Source organism: Bacillus sp. GC_Bacil_1 (assembly GCF_026540675.1).
Taxonomy (GTDB): Bacteria; Bacillota; Bacilli; order Bacillales; family Bacillaceae_G; genus Bacillus_A; species Bacillus_A cereus.
In genome coordinates this window covers 26,621-49,477 of the sequence record NZ_JALNUG010000015.1, presented here as the reverse complement: position 1 = coordinate 49,477, position 22,857 = coordinate 26,621, and the positions used below count along the sequence as shown (strand labels likewise).

Sequence of the window (22,857 nt, the reverse complement as noted above, 5' to 3'; positions counted from 1 at the left end):
TTGTCATTTGATGGAATAGTGGGTGTTTTTTCATCATGTAACTTTATTAAACTAACCTTGCACCCGAATCCTTTAAATCGAAAGATTCATAATAAACGCCATCCTTTCTGTATATTTCTACAAAAAGAATAGCGTTTTTGGGATATATGGATACAAATTTATTTTAGCTTGATAGAAATACAAAAAATTCCGAAGGACCCAATTTGAAAAGTAATACACTCTTTCATTCCAAACTATGCACCTAAGAATCTATAATACTTTGAAACCTTTTGTTTCAGACTAATATTTAGTTGTATCCTAGAAAATTAGCTTTTTACTATATCAATCGCACTATCCCACATACCACTAAAAAAAGATCCTGTTTTACGTATAAAACGTGTAAACCAATTTGCTTGTTCCACATCAGATTTTGTTACAAGGTCTATTTGTAATGATTTACCTGATAAGAACCCAGGATCTGTATTATCTTTAGGCGAGATAATCATTTTGCTAATTGTTACACCTTTTTTAATAGGCGCTTCTTGTTCTTTATTCAATACTTTAAATTCTTTTTTATAAATGTCTTTATTGCCCTTCGGCATTGGAAGTGAAACAGCTTGCTTCGTTTGAACTACTACATCTTTGTCTTTTGCATTTGCCACTCGAACTGTTTCATATCCTTTTATTACTGAATCTTTTCCGTAGACATTCTTCACTTCAAAATTCGCAAATCCATAATCGTATAATTTCTTTGTTTCATCAAAACGTGCCGTATGAGATTTTGCTTTTATCACTACAGAAATTAGGCGCATACCATTTCTTTCTACTGTACCAGTGAAACAATCTCCCGCTTCTGGAGTCGTTCCTGTTTTCAAACCATCTACACCTTCATATTGCTTAATTAAACCTTTTAACATCCAGTTAAAGTTCGCCATATCAATTGGATATTTACCACCCTCTTGGAATGTTTTTTTAGGAATTTTTGCTGTATTTAATATTTGGGGGAAATCTTGAATAAGACGTTGTGCTAAAATTGCACAATCCCTTGCAGACATTTTATTTTTCTCGTCTAGAGTTGTCCCTTCTAGGTGATATCCTTTTAAATCTTGATTTGTTAAGCCTGTAGAGTTTACAAATTTATAATCTTTCATTCCAAACTCTTTCGACTTATCGTTCATCATTTTTACAAAATTAACTTCTTTACCAGCAATCTGTTCAACTAAAGCAATTGTTGCACCATTTGCAGAGTAAATTGCCATTGCCTCATATAACTCTTTTACCGTATAAGAGCCACCATTTTCTAATGGAACGTTTGATAATGAACGATCTTGCGAAATCTTATGTGCATATTCAGAGATTTTAACTTTTTGATCCCATTTAAGTTTTCCTTTATCCACCGCTTCATGAACTAAGTATTCGCTCATCATTTTTGTCATACTAGCAATTGCCAATGATTCATCTACATTTTTTTCATATAAAATTTTTCCGGAATTTGCTTCTATTAAAATTGCTGATCCCGCTTCAACGTCTATAGCAGAAACTGTTTCCGCTGCTGCTCTTCCAAATGTAACGAACATGCTAAAAAATAGTGTAAGCACTGTTACTATTGCAATAAATCTCTTGCAAAACATACCTTTCACTTCTGTTACCTCCAATATCTTTGTACTCAAAAAAGCGTTATTCTAACATAATCTCAAAAAAACAGACAGTGTTCTCAAATTGTATATACATATAAGACATTAGAATCGCTTTCATATAGACCATCTCACCCGACACTTTTAGATGCCCTGATACTTTGTATTCCCACACATATCCCTATTTTTAATCCCCTTATATTTTTCAAAATGATTCGCACTTTCATATTTTTTAGGATTACAATTAATAGACAATCTAGATATTACATTTGTTCCATATTTACAAAAAATAAAGTGAAACTTTAATCAGTGGGGGTCTTACTGCCCGTTAATGCTTTATTAGCTATCAAGGATTTTAATTATTCAATTCAGCTATTTGCTAGACTTATATTAGAGATGAATTTTCTTTAGTCTAAACTATTAGTTTTTTGTAATAAAAAAACTACACCCTATACTGGATGTAGTTTTTCTAACTGATTTATTTATTTTTCACTTTATTTTTATAAAAAGCAAATAATGGTTCGATGGATGGACTAGATAACAGCGGAATTGCCTTCTCAATCAATTTCCTATCCCAATCAAACCAACGCATTTCCATTAACATATTTATTTCTGTATCAGTAAATCGTTTCTTTATTTCCTTAGCAGGATTTCCACCAACTATTGTATACGGCGGAACATCTTTACTTACGACAGATCCCGCAGCAACAATTGCCCCTTCACCAATAGTAACGCCAGGCATTATTATAGCATTCATTCCAATCCAAGCATCACTTTTTATGACTGTATCGCCCTTAGGTTCATATGATTGTTCAATTTGCTCAGCAAATGGATATACTGTAATCCATTCTGAGTGATGATTATGGTTACCACCCATTAAAATGACTACTCCACTTGCAATGCAAACATAATTCCCAATAATGAGTTTATCAAGATGCCATCCCATCTGTTCAATTGGATTGAAAAGTGCTTGAGACTTAGCATCCCCCCACAAATACCTTACACAGCCATCTTCAAAATTTTGATGACTATAATAGCCTGAATAATAGGAGTACTCTCCCACTTCAATGAGTGGATTTGTTACTATATCTTTTATATACTGTGTTTCTGACCAATGATTAAATAATGGATACTTCATAACTTTATTCCTCGCTTCTAAGTATTATATATTTTGCTATTTACTTAGAAGCTTATTACGACAGCTACATTTTTTAGCTTTCTCAAACGACGAATCATTATCTTCAAGCCTTTCTTTTATACTAAAAAAAGCATAACGCAATACATTACACTAGTCAAATTGTGTAATTTTGAACACATCTTAAACAGCGTAATACTGCAATAAGAACATGAAAACACTCTAACTTTGATCCAAATAATATTTTGATTACATTTAGTTCATATTTTGTAAAAAAATTTTAATTGCCATGACAAAGCAAACAATAACCACTATTGGTCGTATTAATGACGTCCCTTTTGTAAGCACCATCTTCGCTCCAATATATGATCCTATAATTTGACCAAGCATCATAATCAACCCAATTGTCCAATCGATTTGGCCAAAAATAATAAAATATAACAAAGCGGCGAAATTACTTGTAAAATTCAAGATCTTAGCATTTGCAGTTGCTCTTGTAGCACTATATCCACATAAAAGAATGAATGCTAAAGCAATTAAACTACCTGTTCCTGGGCCGAAGAAGCCATCATAAAATCCAAGGAATGGAGCCACTGTTAACGCAAACAACAACATACTTATTTTTCTCGGTCGATCTTCGTTTGCTATATTTGGAGATAATAGAAAATAAAGACCAATAATAATAAGTAAAAAAGGTAATATCATGATTAGATATTCTGCCCGTATCTGTAAAACAAGCCATCCACCGAAAACGGATCCCAAAAAGGTCATTAAGATGGACAAACGCATATCTTTGAGATTAATTTCTTTCTTCTTAATAAAAATCATTGTTGCCATGAGGGTTCCGCTACTCCCTTGTAGTTTATTAGTTGCTATCGCTACAGAAGGAGACATACCTACTAATAACATTATCGGGATAGTTATCATACCGCCGCCCCCAGCAATTGTATCTATCCATCCTGCTAATACAGCTACTAAAAATAGTAGTATGAGTAATTCAATAGTAAAATCCATACAAAGAATAGGGGCAGGCTTGAGCTATTATAACCCAAACCTCCCCATCGCCCCTCCTCTCTTTAAACTAGTTAATGATATCTGTAAAGTAACTTTCTTTCTGATCACGTAATCGGCTGGAAACGTACTGCCTGCAAACAATTCTTCTTCCGTACTTATTATCTCCAATCGGGATTTTATATTCTTCCTCAGATAACCTTTCCCTACCATGAGTTACATTTGTTTGTTTACCATAGTATGAATTTGGGATAATTAATAAATCTTCAGATGTAAGTGGAACCTTATAAGTAGGCGTTGTTCGTAAGAGTTCTAAAAACATGTCAAATTTCAATTTTTCTTCTTCACTTTCTCCCACATAAATCAATCTATTTTCTGCTCCATTCAAACAAGTTGCAATAATATCACCATTATCATCCAAAAATATAATTTGGTTTATTTCCCCTACAAATCCAGATATTTCACCATCCGCCATTCCTGCGATATGAGCAATAGGCATTTTACTTATCGCCAATATATCATCTTTACTGAAGTGATTTTCTTCAAGATGCTTTTGAAGTAATTTTGGCGTTCCAATATGAGTTTGAGTTTTTAAATTTAACACTCCTTTTAATAAAAGAGCATCAACTCTAGTAAATTTTCCACAAGTAATTTCAGACACTATTCGTTCCACGGATTTATTAAGTCTATTTGATACAATTTCTAAATTTGTATTGAATGTTTTCAATCTTGCTTCAATATCTGATTGGTCTTTCATATCTGTAAACACTGTGGCATCGTTATGTTGATAAAAATTCCCACCACCGGTGCTTGCACCGACATTTCGCAAAACTTCATCGTTGTTCAAAGGGGAAATGAGGTGAAATCTATTTTTCCCTGCATGTTCGGATGGGTGAATTAAAGCATCATAATTAAAAAGTGTGGCAAAAAGCCATGTGACCCATTCTGCATAAAAATATTTTTTCATTCTATCGTCTTCGTCTTCACCATAATTAAAACCTTTGCGATTCTCCCCAGGTAATAGTGTTTCCATAGGATCACATGGAATATTTTTAATAAGAGTAGGTGGTACGTTCCCACCACAATTCGCTACTTTTATCATATGTAGTAGTTTTTTTATGTCTGAATTCGAAGTTTTCTTTGAATAATCAATCAAACAATTAAGCCACTCTCTCGAAAAGCTTGCAGCTATTTCTTGATCACAAGTATACGGATTATGAGTTTTTAATTCATAGTCTATTAGATTCTTGATTTTATCCTTCAATACATTAGGAATGCTAATTTCTTCAATTTCTGTAATCTGCAGTGTTCCTTTATTCATTATAAAACCTCCGTTGTTTTATTTTTTCACACCATATCTTCTATTAAATGAACTACCTACTTCTTTTTTGCTCCTTTGCTTTTCTTCAAAGCTATTAGAACTACCAATTTACAGATAAAAAACGTGGAGTATAAGAGATTTCTTCTTAGTCACATTTCCCCCACGAATCTCCGTTAAATTGGCAAATTTAATTTGAAAATCTGATTCATTTTCATACTTTACTTTCAAACTATGTTTATATGATTTTCAATTCAAGTAAGAGTATTTCATTTTCTAAAGTTTTCCTGAGTTTAAAATCAGAATTTTCAATATAAATATATTGACACTAAAAATATAACACGAAACCAAAAAATGTAAATAAATAGTTTTTTTATAAAAAATAGTCAGACTATTTATGAGTTAATTCGTATTTCATTGAACCAACTACGGCCTCTCAATTTTATTGATAACAATAAAAAGGTCCCCTAAATGGTGATAGAGGACCTTTTTCCAAGTATATTCTATTTTAAATTTCTTACTTACCTTTTATTTTAAAAGATATTGCTGTAACTTCTTTATTAACAGTTCCATGCCGTTTGGACTTACAATAATCTTCCCATTCGCTAACGAAATATTGCTGTCTGAAATATCCCCTGTAAGTGCACAAGCTCTTGGAGATTGATATTTTCGTAAAATAATCTGATCCTCTTCTATAAACATTTCAAGAGAATCTTTTTCTACAATTCCTAAACTCCGTCTTATTTCCATTGGAATAACAATACGCCCCATGCTATCTGCTTTACGAGTAATCCCTCTTGTTTTCATAAAATGCCACCCTTTATTTTTATCTAATATTACGGTACTTATTTTAGCAATAAACAACAATTAGGAATAGTTCGTATTACAGCACTTTTTTTAGGAATAAATACCAATTAGGAATAACTTATGTTAGAATTATTTCTTGTTTATTCTTGATTTTTAATATATTTATCCTTGATCATTTGTATATATTGTTTTCTTTCTGTTAATTCAAATATAAATAATGCCTTTTTTATGTATGTTAAACCAACTTCATTAGAGTGCTGAACTTTTAATAAAATTGCACCTTTTTCAAAGAATAATTCACCTAATAAGTATAAAGTATTCATATTTATGGCTAATTTTATGCCTATTTCACTATACTTTATTGCTTCTTCATATTGATTTGCAAGGTGTAAACATTTTGTTAACGTATGAATGAGTCTTAATTTGATTTCTTTTTCTCTAGGAAATTCTATCTTATTAAAATTAATTAAACTTTGTTTTAATATATTTATACTTTTCTCATACTCTTTATTTTCTGCATGTATTATAGCAATTGAATTCATTATGCTTATTTCTTTTTCTGATAAAAAGTTACTACTACTTAAGGTTTGTTTTAGTGCTCTATTTAAAATGTCAAAAGCATTAATTGTTGCTCCATTTACATAATATATAGCAATCGCTTCATGCCATAATAGAAATTGTTTATCTTCTTTTGATTGGAAATTATTTTCGTTTTTCTCTTTTTTCACTATTTCGTAAAGCTCATTATATTGTTTTTGTTTCACACAATCTCTCATTACATATTTTACATTTTCAATATATTTTATTTTTTTGTTTTTGGTTAGTGCAAATATATAATTTGGATCAATACCAAGTCTTTCAGATAATTGATACAACAATATGCTAGATGGATAAATAATACCTTTTTCTATCTTACTAATTTGACTTTGTGAACATATTCCATGGCATAATTCAGATTGTGACATGTTTTTTTTCTTTCTAAGTTCTTTAATAATAATACCAAGATTGTAGAATTCCATCTTTCCTCCCTCAAATGTAACACTTTATGAGTATAAGAATATTTTCCAACTTTTAATGTAATGTAAAATTAATATAGTTACAATTACTAATTATATGGATTTATAGTTTCTTTTACAAACTTGTATCACAATACGAGAAATTATTAAAATATGGTTCACTAATAATCAATGGGAGTTTTATTCATGCCCACTGATTATTAGTCCACTCCAGGCAGGCATTTACAGAGAGTCCGACTTCTTTGCCACAGCTAAATTTTGAGGTGGGTATCTTACTGTCCGCAAATAGCGAAATTAAAAGAACTAAATATGATTTTCCACCTTTATTTCTTTTAATAGTTTCTTTTGATTTTTATATAAATCATTTCGAAGGAGCGTATTTTATGAAAAGAATGTTGACCGAAAGAGAGTTAGAAGTGGCTATTTATGTAGCAAAAGGATTTACAGATGTAGAAATTTCAAAAAAAATATATGTTACCCCTCGAAGAATTTCAACGATAATTAATCATATTAAAGAAAAATGGCATATTAATTCTAGAGTAGAATTAGGTATTTTAGTTTATCATTATGGTTTTATAGATGCACCCTTATTTTCAAATAAAGAAAATCATTTATTCGAAAAGGTTGCACAATAATTGACCAAGTATAATGTGGTTCATTTACAAATAAAAACAGAAAAGTCGCTGAACTTTTATTATTTAAGGTAATTCTGTATTCTGAAGGTAATGGGCATGTATGGCTTGCTAAAAGAAAAAATATAGATTGTATTTAGATATTTTAGTAAGACTAATTGTACCAGGAACTTTTAAAAGGTAAAAACATACCTTTAGACAATGTTTCTTCCGTAACAGCAAGTATAGCTTTTAATGTAGAAAATCCATCCATTTTGATTAAGCTTTTTCAAAAAGGGTGGGTTTCTTCAGTTTATAGGAAAGGTATACTTAACTTATAAACTGAAACTTTAATCATTAGAGCTGCCCGTTAATGCAGGATAAAAAATAAAATAAAATAAAATAGGTAAAAATGCCATCGCATCTTTACCTATCCTATAGATAAACAGGTTCTCATAAGAAATAGAAAACTTCCCTAAACACTATAAATATATTATTTTAAATTAATTGGTTGTTGTTGAGTAATACAATGGATCATACCACCATTTTTATAAAGCTCTCTTACATCAACCCCCACCACTTTACGATCAGGATAAAGTTTTTGAATCGTCTCATTTGCTATTTTATCATTAGGGTCATTATAGTTAGGTACTAAGATAACTTGATTCGCTATATAATAATTAATATATGAACCTTTATAATCAAGTTGCTTTCCGTTTTCTAATGTAACATTATTCTTGCTTAGCGGCAGATATACATACTTGTACTTATTACCCTCAGCATCTTTTGCCTGCAACAACTTGTTAATATCTTTATCAGACGTTCCCCATTCAGCTAAATCTTTTTTGTTTAATGTTATAATAGTAGATTTATCGTGGAATTTTGCAAATCCATCAATATGAAAATCAGTAATATCTAAGTTAGGTACTCCATCTAACCAAATAAAATTTGTTACCCCAAGGTCACTAATATATTTTTCAATATATTTTTCTGACAATTTTGCATTTCTATTTTTATTCGTTACAGCACTTCTAGTTAGTAAAGCAGTTCCATTACCATCTAATTCAAATGCGCCACCTTCAAGAACAAATTTATTCCAATAAATTCTTTCAATTCCTAACTGTTTACTAAGATTCTCACGAAGACGAGCATCTTTCTTATATGGTGTTTTCTTTCCCCATCCGTTAAATCCTGGGTCTAATATCTTTAGATTTTTGTCATTATCATAAACAAAAATTGGTCCAGTATCTCTCGCCCATACATCGTCAGTAGGTGCGATAAAGAAATCAATTTTCCCCATATTTACCCCGTGATCTATTAAAACCTCAGTAATTCTTTCTTTTTCTTCTTGATCATATGCAACAATATGAACTTTTTCGCCTTTGCTTAAAGCATTTGTCATTTGAATCCAAATTGGCTCTACTTCTTGCTGATATTTTTGCCCATATGTAAATTCATGAGGCCATTGTAGCCATGTTCCTTCATGTTTGCTTTTTTCATCTGGCATTGTATACTTTCCTACTTGTTTTCGTACCTCTACTTTCTTCATATCTTTTCTTTGCGTTTTTTCAATTTCCTTCGCCTGAACTTTCTCAATCCCTTTCCCTAGAGCATAACCACTGAAAATAGATGTGGTTAGTATAGCACTCATACACAAATTCGTTATTTTTTTCATTTCTTAACCTCCTTTTCTGTCTTACTGTAAACCTTTACATAGTGTGAAGGTCAAGCTTTTCCGTTTGAATTATTTAAATATTTTAAATATGAAGTGTAATTTGAATCGAACTTTATACAAAACAAGTAAGAATCAACTATTTCTACTATAATCATCATTTTTTCATAAAATCTTACACTCTTTTCTTATGTTATTCTTTTTATACTATGTACTGTATTATTTTCGAAAATAATACAGTACATGAAATTTCATATTAAATACATATTCATTTATTTATTGATTTGTTTATTCAGTTTATATTTAACTATTCAAAAGCAGTTACAATTCTCTCTTTCATTTTCTGTAATACTTCACTGCTCAATACTTTTTGACCAGCAGGAAGTTTTAATATGGCAGCGGCACCTTTACTAAGGTATATTTCTTGATCATTATTTTGATTTACTACCAATATTCCTTGTCCTTCAAATTCGAAATAACTAATATCTTTTGTTTCATTTGTATTATTCTTTATTGCTGTATATAATCCATATAAATCTTTACTTCTATTTTCTCCGCCCGTTCGAATCGGTTCAATATCATTCGCAACAATTAGTCCTTCTGGCTGCTCACCCTTCATAATAAACCACAACTTTTCATTTGTTGGTAATAGTAAATGCTTAAATTCAGAGCTATTTAAAATTTGCTGTGCTGGAATTGTTTCATAGATTGGTAACGAAAATGGAGATGTTATTATTTTTTCAAAGCTTAAATTTTCAGAAGAACTTCCCTTACTATATTGATAATCTTTTAATGCGATCGATTGTACCGATTCACTTTTATTTTTTGATGCATAACTAATTTTACTAGCGAAAATAATAACGGTCATTAAACACATGCACGGTATCACAAGCTTAAGTAGTTTTCCCATTTATGAACCCCCGCTTTTAATATTATTAGTTTGCATGGATATTATAAACAGTTTCACTCCACCAAAAATTATTATTGTTATGGAACGTACTGAAATTATGATTATAATGATCACCATACCAAGGGTCCATGTACGTTATATAATCTGTTCCATTTGTCCCTTTATAAAATCCATCAAGTACTACAAAGTGTCCGATGTTAGCTCCATTTTGCCACATAATGAGTGCAATCATCGGCTGATTACTATTAATTTGACTTTTGAACCAATCATACGATTTTGCTCCAGAACTTATAGCTGAGCTAACACCATATCCCGATAATCCATATTGTATTTCACGTGAAGTTGCAGGATTATTATATGATCCACCCTTAACATACCTAACGTACTGATCTTGTGAAGGAGTTTTCCCAAAATAATTTAAAACTGAAACCGAAGTGCCTGCCCAACACCAATTTGATCTTTCTTGTAATATGTTAGGTACAGATAATTTACGATCTATTGATGTATTTGGAGGATTTCCATTAATATACGCTGACGTTACATATACTTTTTTTCCATCTTTAAAATAATAAAACCAACGATTATCTAAATTTCCTGTCCAGTAATCTTTAACCGCTTCACCATACTCCCATCCTTTAAAAGATACTTTTGTATTTCCGGGAATCACATCTACAATATTTGCATTCAAACTTTTTGCCTCTCTAACATTTACATTCAATGGAGCTGTTGTTCCTGTAAATTCAACTTCCTCTGCTATTATTTTCTGAACACCAATAAAACTAAATGTGAAGAACAATAAAAACATACAAACAATAAAATGCTTTCTTCCCTTCATTTCTCCACCCCTTCATCAGTACTAAAAAACATCAACAATTCATCCTTATTAATTGTTCAAGCTTAATATTACATACTAACGAAAAATGACTTCTCATAAAGTGAAACTTTGATCAGTAGTGGTTTTATTCATCCCCCACTGATTGTTAGTTAAACCAATCGGGCTGCTCTGCAAATAGCGGGATAAATTCCAATACAAAAAAGGAGCCTATAAATTTTTATAGGCTCCTTTTTATTTCGTCGTTATTACTTAGCTAATTCTTTTGTACCCTTCATTACATCAATGAAGAATCCCCAGTTATTCACTACAGAAGAGATACTGATATGTTCATCTGGAGTGTGGACGTTAAAAATGTCTGGTCCGAATGAAATTGCATCTAATTCAGGCATTTTTTGAACGAATGCGCTACACTCAATCCCCGCATGCACAGCGAAGATTTCAATTTCTTTATTGTATTTTTCTTGATGCACTTTTTCAAATAAATTACGAATTTGTGAGTTTGGATTGTATGGCCATTCTGGATACTCTGACTCTATTTCAAATGTAGCACCAACTAATTCAGCAATATATTTGATTTCTTCTGCAACATGTTGTTTTAAACTACTTACAGAACTTCGCACTTCGTTACGTAATTTAATTTCATCTTGCAACGTTTCAATAACGCCTAAATTTGTTGAGCTTTCTACAAGACCTTTAATATCCATGCTCATACTTTGAATGCCATTTGGAATTAAGAATAATGATGAAATAAGCTGCTTTTGTGTCTCTTTAGCGAATACTTTTTCAACTTTTTCATCCAATTTTGTCAGTGTAACATGAACATCTGGATCAACAGCACGCATTTCTTCTTGTAATACACGTGTCCATAATTCTAGTTTTTCTTCTACTTGTCCTACATCTTCTGTACGAATTAAAATTGTAGCTACACTTTCACGCGGAATTGCATTCGTTTTTAATCCGCCGTGAACTTCACTTATGTTAAACTCCGTATGTGCTGATAAATCACGTAATACTCGTCCTAATACTTTGTTCGCATTACCGCGTTGTTTATCAATTTCCATACCAGAATGTCCGCCTTTTAGACCACCAACATATAGACGGTATGCATCCATATTCGCTGGCGTTTCATCCCAAATTACGGGAATTGTTTCAACAGCTTTCGCACCACCTGCACTACTTACAAGTAATTTATGATCTTCTTCAGAATCAATATTTATAAATATCTTTCCTTCAAAATGATTTGGATCAATAGCAAAAGCCCCGCCCATTGTCGTTTCTTCTTCAGTAGTGATAACGACTTCAAGTGCTGGATGCGTAATTTCTTTTGAATCTAATAAAGCTAATGCATACGCAACTGCAATACCATTATCAGCACCTAAAGTTGTTTGATTTGCATATAACATATCCCCAATGATTCTTAATTCAATTGGATCTTTTTCAAAATCATGTACTGTTGCTTGATTTTTTTCGCAAACCATATCCATATGACCTTGAATAATAATAGCTGGTACATTTTCATAACCAGCTGTTGCTTCTTTTTTAATAATGACATTTAATGCTTCATCTTGAATGACTTCTAAGTTACGCTCTTTTGCAAAGCCCACTAAATAATCACTAATTTCCTTTTCATTACCTGATCCTCTAGGAATCTTTGAAATTTCTGCAAAATGATAAAATACAGGGTGCTTTGTTAATTGTTCTAAAGTAGAATACATTTTTCAAGCTCCTTTCAAAATGAAAAAATAGTATGTAAGTCTTTTATCATTATACCATGATTCATTATTTTACCTTTCTTTTAACTTTTATTGTTCATTTTATGTAAAACACTCTTACAACATTGTAAGGGCATTGTAATCTATATCGATTTTTCTCATTTAATAATAGCCGTATACTTTTTAAAGAAACACATTAAAGGAGATAAAGAAAATGAAAAAGTTTTTAGCAATTATTACACTATGTTTATTATTTTCTAGTTTTACTATTGGCTGTGAGAGAGCGTCACTAAATAGAATTGGCAAAGATGTATATTACATGCAGATAAAAGGCGAAGGAACTATCGAAAAGGTAGATGGTAGAAACTTACGAAACGATACGCTGCCCGCATATGATGAAGATGGCGTCAAAAAACAAATTACATTTAGAAGTACAAAAAAAGAAAACAATCATAAATTAAATGCAGACGCGTTTTTACGCCTTTATGTAGATCAAGATGATAATAATAAAAATGAAATATCATCAATTGAAGTAAAGTCCTATGAAGAGATTCAGAAAGCAGATTTGCCTGAAAAAATAAGAGAAAAGTTTACTATTAAATAAAAAAACAAAAGAAAATGCTCTATGCATTTTCTTTTTTTCTTTTCACCTGTATATATTTTGAACTACTATTATTCATCAGTTTCTCTAACCGATTTATATTCTCCGTTAATGCACCTTTCACAAGAGAGAAATCTGTATTGGATTCTTCTTTTTTTTCTTTAAAAAACGAAGACTTTTGTACATTGACTTCAGCCATCTCTTCTCCCCCTTTTCAAAAAGATACAACCTTTTATTTATATTATATAGCAAATGTAGAAAGAGTGTACACTTATGATTTTCTTTTTAATTCTTCTTCTAATTCTTCTACTTGCTGCAACGTATCCCCTTTTATTAAAGAGAAATCGGTTGTATCTTCGTTATCTTCTTTAAAAAAATCATTGTCATAATCTTTTACCACTATAATCACCTCTACATGCTAGTGTAGGAATGATTGTCCAATTTTATTCAACTTTGTCGGATTTTGTTTTTAATTTATGTATAGAAGAAAAGGACAGAAGAAGATTCTGTCCTTATTTACTAAAATAACTATGATGTATTGTTAAATTATATACATTTTCAAAATCTCGATCTTGCAGGTTATTTTTCTTTCCATCAATAATAATGAAAACGTCACTTACTATTTTTGCTGGTATAATCCCGACATTTTCTACTTGCACCGCTTTCTGCTCATTCAATTGCTCGATATGTTCTAACGGAACGATAATACTAAATTGCGAGCGAATACCCCGAAAGTTTGTATTTAATTCTTTCGCGGCTTCAAAAACAACAATTTTCGCACCAATCTTTTCCCCATATGAATCTAAAAATGCATTTAAGCTCTTTGTATATTCCTCTTCTGTATGCCATTCCATCGTACCGAATACTGATGGGTTAACATTTTGAATAATTGTCGTGTATATTTCTCCTCTCGCTTTAGATGCAATTAATGATCGTTTTATTGATTGAACTGTCTTGCCAATATCGGTAAATTTCGCACCCCATATTTCTGAAATATTAGGTGTTAAAATGAACGCAATATCAACAAAAATAACCATTGCAGTAAACATTAAAAGATTTTTCCAGTGGGTTAAATCGATTCCTTTTATCATGAAATACACAGTGACAGATATGATAAACAAACCATACCAAGTCTTTCTAATACGTTGCTTCTTCTCCTCGTACAACTCTTCATTTTTCCAATAAAAGAAAACAAGGACTACAAAGACAATCGCTAAAACAAATAAGCCAATTCGAATGTTAGAGATCATTAATCACATCACCCTCCATTCAAAAACTACTCACGATATCATTACATGCGCAAGCTGCTCTCTTTATGACAAAAGACGTGGACAAGCTTCTAAATTTAGCTACATCGCATATATATTAGAAGGTGCCACGTCTTTTATCCTGCTATTTGTGGGCAATAAGACCCCCACTGATTAAAGTTTTACTTTACCATGAGTCTACATTGTATATGTAGACAAGCATCCATTTCAAATTTTCGTATTAAAAAGAAATATGTTTCGGAATTTCCCCTTCAGGTACTTCTCCATCCATACTTAAATAATAATGACGAATCGGACGTAAATCTTCATCTAATTCATAAACAAGCGGAATGCTAGTTGGAATATTTAATGAAACTACACCATCACTTGAAAGGTTATCTAAGTATTTTACTAGCGAGCGAATTGTGTTACCGTGTGATGAAATAATTGCTTTATTACCACTTTTTAATGTCGGCGCAATTTCTGAATGCCAATAAGCAAGTACTCTCTTCTCCGTATCCTCTAAACATTCAGTTAATGGGAATTCACCTTTTTTGAGTGTTTTATATCTTGGATCATTCGCTTCATATCGAGAATCGTCTTCAGTAAGAGCCGGTGGTCTTACATCAACACTTCTTCTCCAAATATGAACTTGCTCCTCACCATATTTTTGAGCAGTTTCATCTTTATTCAACCCTTGCAATGCACCATAATGCCTTTCATTTAGCTTCCAAGATTTATGTATTGGGACCCAAGTAAGATTCATCTCATGAAGTACAATCCATAACGTCCGAATTGCGCGTTTTAATACAGATGTATAAGCCACATCAAAAGTATATCCGTTTTTCTTTAATATTGCTCCTGCTTCTCTCGCTTCACTTAATCCGTTCTCTGATAAATCAACATCTGTCCATCCAGTAAAGCGATTTTCAAGATTCCATAAACTTTGTCCGTGACGAATAAGTACAAGTTTTATCATTATAATTCCCCTTTCGGAAATGTGAATTTTATTGTTCCATTGCGTACACGTATAAAGTATCTAGTAATGTATCTTTTTATCCATTCACTCTATGACCAAACGATAGTTGCCAAATGTATGGATAAAATTTGTTCTTTTTCAAACGATAAAAACAGAAGTTTTTTCATTATTTTTGATCGACTGGTATTTCCCGTTTTGATACCCAAGCATCAAAACCTGATCGGCTATTTGCCATTTCATTCATAACTTGGTGCCAATTGTCCTCACATGATTCACCAAATTTTGAAAAAATAACACCCATTTGTTGTCTTTGTACATCACTCAGTTTTTTCTCTAAATCTGCACCTTTTTCTGTTAAAGACAACTGTTTTACACGTCGATCATGCATAGCCTCATTACTCTCAATTAAGCCCTTTTCCACAAGTTGACGTAACGGTCCGTGAAGAGCTTGTTTACTTATTTCTAATAGTGATAATAACTCATTCACACTTATCCCTGGAAAACGTGCGATAAAAAATAAAATTCGATGATGTACTCGTTGAATGCCATATTCTTTTATAATTTCATCTGGCTTTTCAGTAAATGTTTTATATGCAAAATAAAATAATGCTAATGCCTCATTCATCTGTTCTTCTTTATGTTGTGTCATCTACTTTCCCCCTGTATGTAAATTATACCACAATCTAGTAATGAATATTTTAATCAACGCATTAGAACTTGTTCAGTCTATTGAAACATTCATTGCATAATTAGGAGCTGATTCATTTAAAAAAACAATACACTGTAAGTACATATTTATTGGATAGACTACACGAATTAGGAATTGAACATATATTTGGGGTTCCTGGTGATTATAATCTTGCCTTTTTAGATGATGTGGTGGCACATGAAAAGTTAAAGTGGATTGGCAATTGTAATGAATTAAATGCTGCATATGCAGCAGATGGGTACGCTCGCATAAAAGGAATCGCTACTCTTATTACTACTTTCGGTGTTGGAGAATTAAGCGCTATTAACGGTATTGCTGGCTCATATGCGGAAAACGTGCCAGTTATAAAAATCACGGGTACGCCACCAACAAAAGTAATGGAAAATGGAGCAATCGTCCATCATACGTTAGGAGATGGAAAGTTCGATCACTTTTCCAATATGTATCGAGAAATCACTGTGGCACAAACAAATGTAACACCTGAGCATGCTGCTGAGGAAATTGACCGTGTTTTACGCGCATGTTGGAATGAAAAACGCCCGGTTCATATTAATTTGCCGATTGATGTGTATAATAAACCAATTAATAAACCTACAGAACCAATTTTATATAAACCGATTTTAAGTAATAAAGAAGCGTTGGATAAAATGCTTCTACATGCCACTTCAATAATAAATAATGCCAAAAAACCTGTAATTTTAGCTGATTTTGAAGTAGATCGATTTCACGCTAAAGAAAATTTACATCAATTCGTAGAAAAAACTGGGTTTCCCATCGCGACGTTAAGTATGGGAAAAGGAATATTCCCAGAAAAACACCCTCAATTTATAGGGATTTATACTGGTGATGTAAGTTCTCCGTACTTGAGAAAAAGAATTGATGAATCTGATTGTATTATTAGTATTGGTGTGAAGTTAACTGATACTATTACAGGCGGCTTCACACAAGGTTTTACAAAAGAACAAGTTATAGAAATCCATCCCTACACTGTGAAAATTATAGATAAAAAATACGGTCCAGTTGTAATGCAGGATGTTTTACAACATTTAAGTGATTCAATTGCGCATCGTAATAAAGATACTCTTGAAATTAAGCCATTTATTTCAGCACCATCACCTTTTACTGAAGAGTTCAATCCAAAAGCACAAATGGTCACACAAAAACGTTTTTGGCAGCAAATGTACCATTTCTTACAAGAAAACGACATCTTAATTGTAGAACAAGGAACACCTTTCTTTGGTAGTGCTGCTATCCCTCTACCTAATAACACTGCATATGTAGGACAACCGTTATGGGGATCTATCGGATATACACTGCCCGCTCTACTTGGTACACAGCTCGCCAATTTATCACGGCGCAACATTTTAATTATTGGTGATGGTTCTTTCCAAGTAACTGCCCAAGAGTTATCAACTATACTACGTCAAAATTTAAAACCGATTATATTTTTAATCAATAACAACGGATACACTGTTGAACGTGCCATTCACGGCCAAAACCAACTTTATAATGATATACAAATGTGGGATTACAATAAACTATCAATGGTATTTGGATCAGAAGAAAAAAGTCTAACATTTAAAGTAGAAAATGAAGCAGAATTAGCAGAAGTCTTAACAAATATAACTTTTAATAAGAATCAACTTATCTTTATTGAAGTTATAATGAGCCAAAGCGATCAACCTGAATTGTTAGCTAAACTCGGGAAAAGATTCGGTCAGCAAAATTCTTAATATAAAAGCATAACCTAATTATACAATTGGTAGTGTAAAACTTGTTTTGAGAATAGTTTCGACACTCAAAATACATAAGGAAAAGGATGGAAAGCACCATCCTTTTCTATTTTAAGAGCATTCTTCGACTAACGCCCCGTATGACAAGCAAAAATTCTTAATCCATCTTTAACTTTATAGCTTTTGTCGCAATAAATGTTTTAATATGCTTATCTAATATCCTTGTCCCACCAAAATCATCCTCATAAAAACCTGTTATAGCAAAACCAGCTTCAATTTGGCCTTGGATTTGGTCTTCTAAAGTATGCGCATATTCTATTGTTTGATTTGAATCGATGTAATCTTGAACTTCATCCTCTGGTAAATAATCCAATGTTGATGAAGGAATTGAATGTTTAACATCAAGAATACCTTTTTGTTCTTGGTTATCATCAAAGATCCATAGTAACGGATTTGTAAATCCAGCAATAAGAATACCTTTATTCTTTAAAACCCTAGAAACTTCATTCCATACAAGATGAACATCTTTTACAAACAAATTAGAGACAGGATTTACAACAATATCAAAATAATCATCCTCAAAATCACCAAGGTCTGACATATCTCCTTGTACGGTTTTTAAAGACAAACCATCCCTTTTTGCTACCTTTTCATCTTGTTCCAATTGCTTCTTAGATATATCAGTTACTGTTACATCTGCTCCAGCAGCAGCTAGAACAGGTGCTTGTTGTCCACCACCTGATGCTAAGCAAAGTATCTTTAATCCATCTAATGACTTTGGAAACCACTCTCTAGGAACTGATTTTTCCGTAGTGACTGTAATCTCCCATTCACCTAATTTGCTTTTCTCAACAATCTCGCTACTTACAGGCTGCGTGTATCTAGAACCTTCTTCAACCTTCTTATCCCATGCATTGCTGTTTTGTTGTGTAGTATCCATCGCGATTAGTCCTCCTAACGATCTAGTTGCATTCAATGTGTAAGCTTAATGCTTTCCTTTTTCTATTAACCTGCCTAATAGTTCATACATAGTTGTCTATATTTATATTAACAGATAAATGCAAATAATTACCAAAGAATTCTAAAAAGACAAAGAATTACACATCTATTCCATTCATTTGAACTAATCGTAGAATTGGTAAGTTTTAAACAACTCACTTCCACATAAAAAAAGCATTCCAAATCTGTTAACAGTTGGAACGCTTTTTTATGTTATTTCATTTTTCAAGCTTTTAACTAAATCCTTTAAACAAATAAGCTATGATTTTTCTTTTTTATTCAGCAAGAGTTAACTGCCAAGATACACCATACTTATCATTTAACCAGCCAAACTTTTTACTAAACGGATAAGAACCTAAAGGCATAAGAATTGCTCCATCCTGCGCTAGTTTATGAAAGACCGTATCAATTTCTTCTTCTGTCTCACAAGTTACATAAAGAGACATAGCTGGAGTGAATGTAAAATTATGATTTACATAACTATCAATACACATAAACTCTTGGCCATTTAGCGTAAAAGTTGCATGAATTACAGTTCCCTCTTTACCAGGTCCATTTTCATCGTAGCGAGAAATACTTACAATTTCTGATTGATCAAATAGCGAAGTATAAAAATTCATCGCTTCCTCAGCTTTGCCCTCAAACATTAAAAACGTAGTAATTTTTTGATTTGCGTTACTCATATGGAGACAGCCCCTTGTTATGTATTTATGTAAAACATACGTCACTCAAAAACCGAACGTATATTCCTATTAATATATTGTCTATAAAAACGATGAGTTTGTCAATTATCTACTTTATTATTTCTTCTTAAATAATGCTGTCCAAAGAAATGATTCTCCAAACATTTCATTCGGTTGTTTCATTTGTTTCATCCTTCTAATCTCAATTACCTCAAATTCTTTAAATATCTCTCTTAACTTTTCTTCCGAGTATGCAAGACCACCTTGTAGACTCCACCCTCTATATACATCCCAATCTGTTATTTCTGATCCATTTCGCTCATCTAAATCGCCTGCCGCAAAACATGTTAATCCGAAATAACCACCCGATTTTAATGAGTTTTTAATTAAATCCACATAATTTATTCTTCTATGCGGTGGAATGTGATGCAAACAGCCCGAATCGTATACAAAATCAAATTCGTTTTGAACCTCTAAATTAAAAATTGAATTACAAATAAAATGAATTCCTATTCCTTTTTCTAATGCCCTCTCTTTAGCCCAATTAATGCCCTCTACAGATAAATCCACTGCTGTTACATCAAATCCTTGAGTCGCTAAATAAATGGCATTTCTACCTGGACCACATCCAAGTTCTAATACTTTCCCTTTTGAAACTCTCTCTTTTTTTATATACGAAACTAGATTCTCATCTGGAATATTTTCAAAAAACGGAACATCTTTTTCTTTATTCTCATAAAAATCATTCCAAAATGGTTCTGCAGGTCTTAATAATGAATCAAGCATTTTTAAAATGTCTTCTTGTGTGTGTAACGTTTCAGTTTTCATTAATACCCCTCCATAAATTAATAGTCAGAAAATTATTATATATCTTTTCGAACTTTCAAACAAAGAAAAAACTCCTATATTCAATAGGAGTTTTTGTCTTTAAAATCCGAGTACAGCTAACCATTTTAACAATTTCTCTTCTCGCGCTTTTAAATCATCATTCCTAAACTTGCCTAGTTGTATTTCACTAACAACTTCTCCGTCCTCCATAAAAAGAACTCTTTTTGTTTTCTCTGCTACCTATACAACATGAGTCACTTAAGAAGGTTACTTTGCTGAAAAATAAAGCCGATTTCGTTAAGGGATATTTTTGCTAACGCCTCTTCTTTCATACATGTTATTTCATACAATCATACTTTTCTAATAAAATAACGCTTTTGTTCACTTTTTTGATACATTTACGAAACATTCATGTGTTACCTTCATTAAGTTCTTTTCTTTTTATAATGTCGTGTGAGATATACCAACAGAGGAAGCCCTAGATCCCCTAATCTTAGGGCTTTTTTATAAGAATTTTATACATTTTATTATTTCCACTAACTCTTTAAATTGTATATACATAATATAAAATTTTCATGTTGTTATATTTTTTGATGGCCTCTTATCTTTCCTTAAAAGGCTTTTTTTCAAATAACGCTTTTATTTAATTTATATTTAAAAAGTTCCTTTTCATAAAGACTTCCCTTATATGCTATACTCATTCTTAAATAATTGTATAAGGAATGTTAAAAATGGATGATAGATCGTCAAGACAATGGAAATTGCGACAAAAGTTAAGAGCACTGAAAACCAAAAACAACAATGACACAAACCCTTTGTTTAGTGAATGCCTTGAATCCCTAGGAAACGAAACTCTCATTTTCTCCCAAGAAAAAAGCCAACAGATTGCTACTATTTTAATGAATTCATTTCCTATAACTGTCTCGGGAAGAATAGATTGGGAACAGATAGATAACCAATTCATAGCTTCGAACAAAGAACAAATAATTTCCCTTATTAGAGCAAACCAACTAGATTTTGACGAACAGATTTTTATAATATGGGATAACTATGAAATCCCTGTAGTAAGTACAAATCTTGATAAAGTATTCCAATCACTAGTTGACGTTGATGCAGTCAGTTTTTATTACTGGCTATTAGACAAAGAATATAGATTCGTAATTGAAATAAATGATGAAGAATTGATTAGGGTTGGGTTTCGCTAATACTCTAAGCATATTTCCTCATTCTACTGATCTGCAAAATTTAAATTGTATTATTTATCAAAGACTTAAAATATACGAATGTCACGTAAACCGATTGGTGTTAATCATGTTTATGTTTATAATTACGTTGATTTGGATAACTTGCATTTATAAAATGTAAATGTTTTACAAATTCAAGTTAAACAAACATTGTTATATCAAGGTTTGTTTGACCTAACATGTTATATTCTTGATATAACGCCCTTAAATCGTTGCTCTATATTTTCAGATTGCTGTAAATCTATCCGTATATCACTTTTTCCTGCCCCCATATAAAGAGCGATATTTGAGGTGAATACTTTTGTAACAAATCGTGAAAGAATATATCCACATATACATCCGCCAGCTGAAATAACAACATATTTTGTTACATATAGTTTTTGAATATCTTTACTTGTAATGCCGATAGCTTTCATAACACTAATTTCCCGATAGTATTCTTCCATCAGTTAATGAATTAAGTGTTTTAAAAAGAGGATAAGTAATAGAGGGACCTTTTTGAGGTAAGTTCGATGACTGGTATAAATCTTCAAATTCATTTATCTAATTTACATCTGTTAACTGAAATTCAATAAGATATTCTCTTTCTCCCAAATTTCGTTTTAATCTTTCTAAGTCTTCATTGCTTATTACAAATCGCTTTGAACTAACGATTGATGGATTCATTTGAACATCACGAACACATGCTGATATCGTAAATTCTTGTTCTATATTATTTTTTATAATCCATATTTCATCTCCAATATGCAGATTGTATTTTTGCATAAAATAAATCGGTACACCTATTTCCCCTTTACTAATCTGTATCACTTTATTATTTAAATCTAATAAAAAATTAAAATTAGCGTTTTGTTTCACGGAACTAATATCTATTACGCTATTATGTTCGCCTTATTTTTATTTTGTATAAAAATGTTATACCCGTTTACTTGTACTTGGATCATCTCTGCCGTTTGCCACTTTTTTACAAAAGGAGTTTTTTCTACAAATGAATCCATTGACTTTTGATTTATTTCTCCGGTATGAATCTGTACGACGTGCGGTGCGCTTGATACTTTAAACAATCGATCATAGATTTATAACGTTACTTGAAGCACTAGCCATTAAAAACTTGATAACTTGATAAACATAAATAAAATGATAATTATCATTTTATTTTTAGAGAAATCTCTTTTTAACATTCTCCTAATCATA

The 22,857-nt window shown here is 31.7% G+C and carries 22 protein-coding genes and 2 pseudogenes; 4 read left to right on the top strand and 20 right to left on the bottom strand.

Going from position 1 to position 22,857, the window contains the following annotated elements:
* Positions 1 to 305 precede the first annotated feature (305 nt).
* The 6 genes from OXT04_RS21315 to OXT04_RS21290 all read right to left on the bottom strand — a co-directional run bounded on the left by OXT04_RS21315 (position 306) and on the right by OXT04_RS21290 (position 6,903).
* Positions 306 to 1,619: a D-alanyl-D-alanine carboxypeptidase family protein gene (locus OXT04_RS21315; RefSeq protein ID WP_000677652.1), complete on the bottom strand. Its 1,314-nt coding sequence runs from the start codon at positions 1,617 to 1,619 to the stop codon at positions 306 to 308.
* A gap of 472 nt (positions 1,620 to 2,091) precedes the next feature.
* Positions 2,092 to 2,751, bottom strand: a complete 660-nt coding sequence (locus OXT04_RS21310) for a CatB-related O-acetyltransferase (protein WP_000876940.1) — start codon at positions 2,749 to 2,751, stop codon at positions 2,092 to 2,094.
* Between the two features lie 252 nt (positions 2,752 to 3,003).
* Complete coding sequence (locus tag OXT04_RS21305) at positions 3,004 to 3,762, bottom strand: TSUP family transporter (RefSeq protein ID WP_000347984.1); 759 nt, start codon at positions 3,760 to 3,762, stop codon at positions 3,004 to 3,006.
* A 67-nt stretch (positions 3,763 to 3,829) separates the two neighbouring features.
* On the bottom strand, positions 3,830 to 5,080 hold the full coding sequence (locus OXT04_RS21300; protein WP_090976595.1) for a hypothetical protein: 1,251 nt from the start codon (positions 5,078 to 5,080) through the stop codon (positions 3,830 to 3,832).
* Between the two features lie 525 nt (positions 5,081 to 5,605).
* Complete coding sequence (locus tag OXT04_RS21295) at positions 5,606 to 5,884, bottom strand: AbrB/MazE/SpoVT family DNA-binding domain-containing protein (protein WP_016512834.1); 279 nt, start codon at positions 5,882 to 5,884, stop codon at positions 5,606 to 5,608.
* Positions 5,885 to 6,024: 140 nt separating this feature from the next.
* Entirely contained in the window at positions 6,025 to 6,903 is an 879-nt protein-coding gene (locus tag OXT04_RS21290; RefSeq protein WP_090976593.1) for a helix-turn-helix domain-containing protein, read from the bottom strand.
* A 380-nt stretch (positions 6,904 to 7,283) separates the two neighbouring features.
* On the opposite strand from OXT04_RS21290, the gene OXT04_RS21285 reads away from it, so the two are divergent.
* A complete protein-coding gene (locus OXT04_RS21285) occupies positions 7,284 to 7,535 on the top strand; it encodes a response regulator transcription factor (protein ID WP_000827555.1) in 252 nt (83 codons plus the stop codon).
* A 469-nt stretch (positions 7,536 to 8,004) separates the two neighbouring features.
* Here OXT04_RS21285 and OXT04_RS21280 read toward each other — a convergent pair whose 3' ends face one another.
* From OXT04_RS21280 to pepD, 4 genes are all read right to left on the bottom strand, one after another.
* Positions 8,005 to 9,186, bottom strand: coding sequence for an agmatine deiminase family protein (locus OXT04_RS21280; protein ID WP_141526297.1), 1,182 nt, complete (start codon positions 9,184 to 9,186; stop codon positions 8,005 to 8,007).
* A 304-nt stretch (positions 9,187 to 9,490) separates the two neighbouring features.
* Positions 9,491 to 10,093, bottom strand: a complete 603-nt coding sequence (locus OXT04_RS21275) for a hypothetical protein (RefSeq protein ID WP_090976591.1) — start codon at positions 10,091 to 10,093, stop codon at positions 9,491 to 9,493.
* Positions 10,094 to 10,118: 25 nt separating this feature from the next.
* A complete protein-coding gene (locus OXT04_RS21270; protein WP_053564490.1) occupies positions 10,119 to 10,928 on the bottom strand; it encodes a C39 family peptidase in 810 nt (269 codons plus the stop codon).
* Between the two features lie 245 nt (positions 10,929 to 11,173).
* Positions 11,174 to 12,643 carry a beta-Ala-His dipeptidase gene (gene pepD, locus OXT04_RS21265; RefSeq protein WP_267417388.1) on the bottom strand — a complete coding sequence of 490 codons (1,470 nt, stop codon included), beginning with the start codon at positions 12,641 to 12,643 and terminating at the stop codon, positions 11,174 to 11,176.
* Between the two features lie 211 nt (positions 12,644 to 12,854).
* Between pepD and OXT04_RS21260 the strand changes: the two genes are divergently transcribed.
* Positions 12,855 to 13,244, top strand: coding sequence for a YxeA family protein (locus tag OXT04_RS21260; protein ID WP_267417387.1), 390 nt, complete (start codon positions 12,855 to 12,857; stop codon positions 13,242 to 13,244).
* Positions 13,245 to 13,263: 19 nt separating this feature from the next.
* Here the strand turns inward: OXT04_RS21260 and spoIISB are convergent, their stop codons facing one another.
* From spoIISB to OXT04_RS21235, 5 genes are all read right to left on the bottom strand, one after another.
* On the bottom strand, positions 13,264 to 13,440 hold the full coding sequence (spoIISB, locus tag OXT04_RS21255) for a stage II sporulation protein SB (RefSeq protein ID WP_088024060.1): 177 nt from the start codon (positions 13,438 to 13,440) through the stop codon (positions 13,264 to 13,266).
* A 72-nt stretch (positions 13,441 to 13,512) separates the two neighbouring features.
* A complete protein-coding gene (locus OXT04_RS21250) occupies positions 13,513 to 13,641 on the bottom strand; it encodes a hypothetical protein (RefSeq protein ID WP_000237818.1) in 129 nt (42 codons plus the stop codon).
* Between the two features lie 112 nt (positions 13,642 to 13,753).
* Entirely contained in the window at positions 13,754 to 14,491 is a 738-nt protein-coding gene (locus OXT04_RS21245; RefSeq protein WP_000624974.1) for a type II toxin-antitoxin system SpoIISA family toxin, read from the bottom strand.
* Positions 14,492 to 14,729: 238 nt separating this feature from the next.
* A complete protein-coding gene (gene gpmA, locus OXT04_RS21240) occupies positions 14,730 to 15,467 on the bottom strand; it encodes a 2,3-diphosphoglycerate-dependent phosphoglycerate mutase (protein WP_048558852.1) in 738 nt (245 codons plus the stop codon).
* A gap of 166 nt (positions 15,468 to 15,633) precedes the next feature.
* Complete coding sequence (locus tag OXT04_RS21235) at positions 15,634 to 16,116, bottom strand: MarR family winged helix-turn-helix transcriptional regulator (RefSeq protein ID WP_000191887.1); 483 nt, start codon at positions 16,114 to 16,116, stop codon at positions 15,634 to 15,636.
* A gap of 107 nt (positions 16,117 to 16,223) precedes the next feature.
* On the opposite strand from OXT04_RS21235, the gene OXT04_RS21230 reads away from it, so the two are divergent.
* Positions 16,224 to 17,909 carry an alpha-keto acid decarboxylase family protein gene (locus tag OXT04_RS21230; RefSeq protein WP_080017588.1) on the top strand — a complete coding sequence of 562 codons (1,686 nt, stop codon included), beginning with the start codon at positions 16,224 to 16,226 and terminating at the stop codon, positions 17,907 to 17,909.
* 157 nt (positions 17,910 to 18,066) lie between these two features.
* On the opposite strand, the gene OXT04_RS21225 is transcribed toward OXT04_RS21230, so the two are convergent.
* The 4 genes and pseudogenes from OXT04_RS21225 to OXT04_RS29950 all read right to left on the bottom strand — a co-directional run.
* Complete coding sequence (locus OXT04_RS21225) at positions 18,067 to 18,849, bottom strand: class I SAM-dependent methyltransferase (RefSeq protein ID WP_061661055.1); 783 nt, start codon at positions 18,847 to 18,849, stop codon at positions 18,067 to 18,069.
* Between the two features lie 334 nt (positions 18,850 to 19,183).
* On the bottom strand, positions 19,184 to 19,591 hold the full coding sequence (locus tag OXT04_RS21220) for a VOC family protein (RefSeq protein WP_000063587.1): 408 nt from the start codon (positions 19,589 to 19,591) through the stop codon (positions 19,184 to 19,186).
* A gap of 117 nt (positions 19,592 to 19,708) precedes the next feature.
* Positions 19,709 to 20,419 (bottom strand): class I SAM-dependent methyltransferase, encoded by a 711-nt coding sequence (locus OXT04_RS21215; RefSeq protein WP_267417385.1) that lies wholly within the window; start codon positions 20,417 to 20,419, stop codon positions 19,709 to 19,711.
* 99 nt (positions 20,420 to 20,518) lie between these two features.
* A pseudogene (locus OXT04_RS29950) lies at positions 20,519 to 20,659 on the bottom strand (ABC transporter ATP-binding protein); the annotation flags it as partial.
* Positions 20,660 to 21,150: 491 nt separating this feature from the next.
* Here OXT04_RS29950 and OXT04_RS21205 point away from each other — a divergent pair.
* Positions 21,151 to 21,624: a CDI toxin immunity protein gene (locus OXT04_RS21205; protein WP_048558849.1), complete on the top strand. Its 474-nt coding sequence runs from the start codon at positions 21,151 to 21,153 to the stop codon at positions 21,622 to 21,624.
* Between the two features lie 287 nt (positions 21,625 to 21,911).
* On the opposite strand, the pseudogene OXT04_RS21200 reads toward OXT04_RS21205, so the two are convergent.
* Positions 21,912 to 22,856, bottom strand: a pseudogene (locus tag OXT04_RS21200) (ABC transporter permease); the annotation flags it as partial.
* Between the last annotated feature and the right edge of the window lies 1 nt (position 22,857).

Excerpts from the sequence above, each read along its gene's own strand:
- OXT04_RS21310 (WP_000876940.1), bottom strand. The coding sequence starts at position 2,751 with ATGAAGTATCCATTATTTAATCATTGGTCAGAAACACAGTATATAAAA.
- OXT04_RS21305 (WP_000347984.1), bottom strand. The coding sequence starts at position 3,762 with ATGGATTTTACTATTGAATTACTCATACTACTATTTTTAGTAGCTGTA.
- OXT04_RS21300 (WP_090976595.1), bottom strand. The coding sequence starts at position 5,080 with ATGAATAAAGGAACACTGCAGATTACAGAAATTGAAGAAATTAGCATT.
- OXT04_RS21295 (WP_016512834.1), bottom strand. The coding sequence starts at position 5,884 with ATGAAAACAAGAGGGATTACTCGTAAAGCAGATAGCATGGGGCGTATT.
- OXT04_RS21290 (WP_090976593.1), bottom strand. The coding sequence starts at position 6,903 with ATGGAATTCTACAATCTTGGTATTATTATTAAAGAACTTAGAAAGAAA.
- OXT04_RS21285 (WP_000827555.1), top strand. The coding sequence starts at position 7,284 with ATGAAAAGAATGTTGACCGAAAGAGAGTTAGAAGTGGCTATTTATGTA.
- OXT04_RS21280 (WP_141526297.1), bottom strand. The coding sequence starts at position 9,186 with ATGAAAAAAATAACGAATTTGTGTATGAGTGCTATACTAACCACATCT.
- OXT04_RS21275 (WP_090976591.1), bottom strand. The coding sequence starts at position 10,093 with ATGGGAAAACTACTTAAGCTTGTGATACCGTGCATGTGTTTAATGACC.
- OXT04_RS21270 (WP_053564490.1), bottom strand. The coding sequence starts at position 10,928 with ATGAAGGGAAGAAAGCATTTTATTGTTTGTATGTTTTTATTGTTCTTC.
- pepD (WP_267417388.1), bottom strand. The coding sequence starts at position 12,643 with ATGTATTCTACTTTAGAACAATTAACAAAGCACCCTGTATTTTATCAT.
- OXT04_RS21260 (WP_267417387.1), top strand. The coding sequence starts at position 12,855 with ATGAAAAAGTTTTTAGCAATTATTACACTATGTTTATTATTTTCTAGT.
- spoIISB (WP_088024060.1), bottom strand. The coding sequence starts at position 13,440 with ATGGCTGAAGTCAATGTACAAAAGTCTTCGTTTTTTAAAGAAAAAAAA.
- OXT04_RS21245 (WP_000624974.1), bottom strand. The coding sequence starts at position 14,491 with ATGATCTCTAACATTCGAATTGGCTTATTTGTTTTAGCGATTGTCTTT.
- gpmA (WP_048558852.1), bottom strand. The coding sequence starts at position 15,467 with ATGATAAAACTTGTACTTATTCGTCACGGACAAAGTTTATGGAATCTT.
- OXT04_RS21235 (WP_000191887.1), bottom strand. The coding sequence starts at position 16,116 with ATGACACAACATAAAGAAGAACAGATGAATGAGGCATTAGCATTATTT.
- OXT04_RS21225 (WP_061661055.1), bottom strand. The coding sequence starts at position 18,849 with ATGGATACTACACAACAAAACAGCAATGCATGGGATAAGAAGGTTGAA.
- OXT04_RS21220 (WP_000063587.1), bottom strand. The coding sequence starts at position 19,591 with ATGAGTAACGCAAATCAAAAAATTACTACGTTTTTAATGTTTGAGGGC.
- OXT04_RS21215 (WP_267417385.1), bottom strand. The coding sequence starts at position 20,419 with ATGAAAACTGAAACGTTACACACACAAGAAGACATTTTAAAAATGCTT.
- OXT04_RS21205 (WP_048558849.1), top strand. The coding sequence starts at position 21,151 with ATGGATGATAGATCGTCAAGACAATGGAAATTGCGACAAAAGTTAAGA.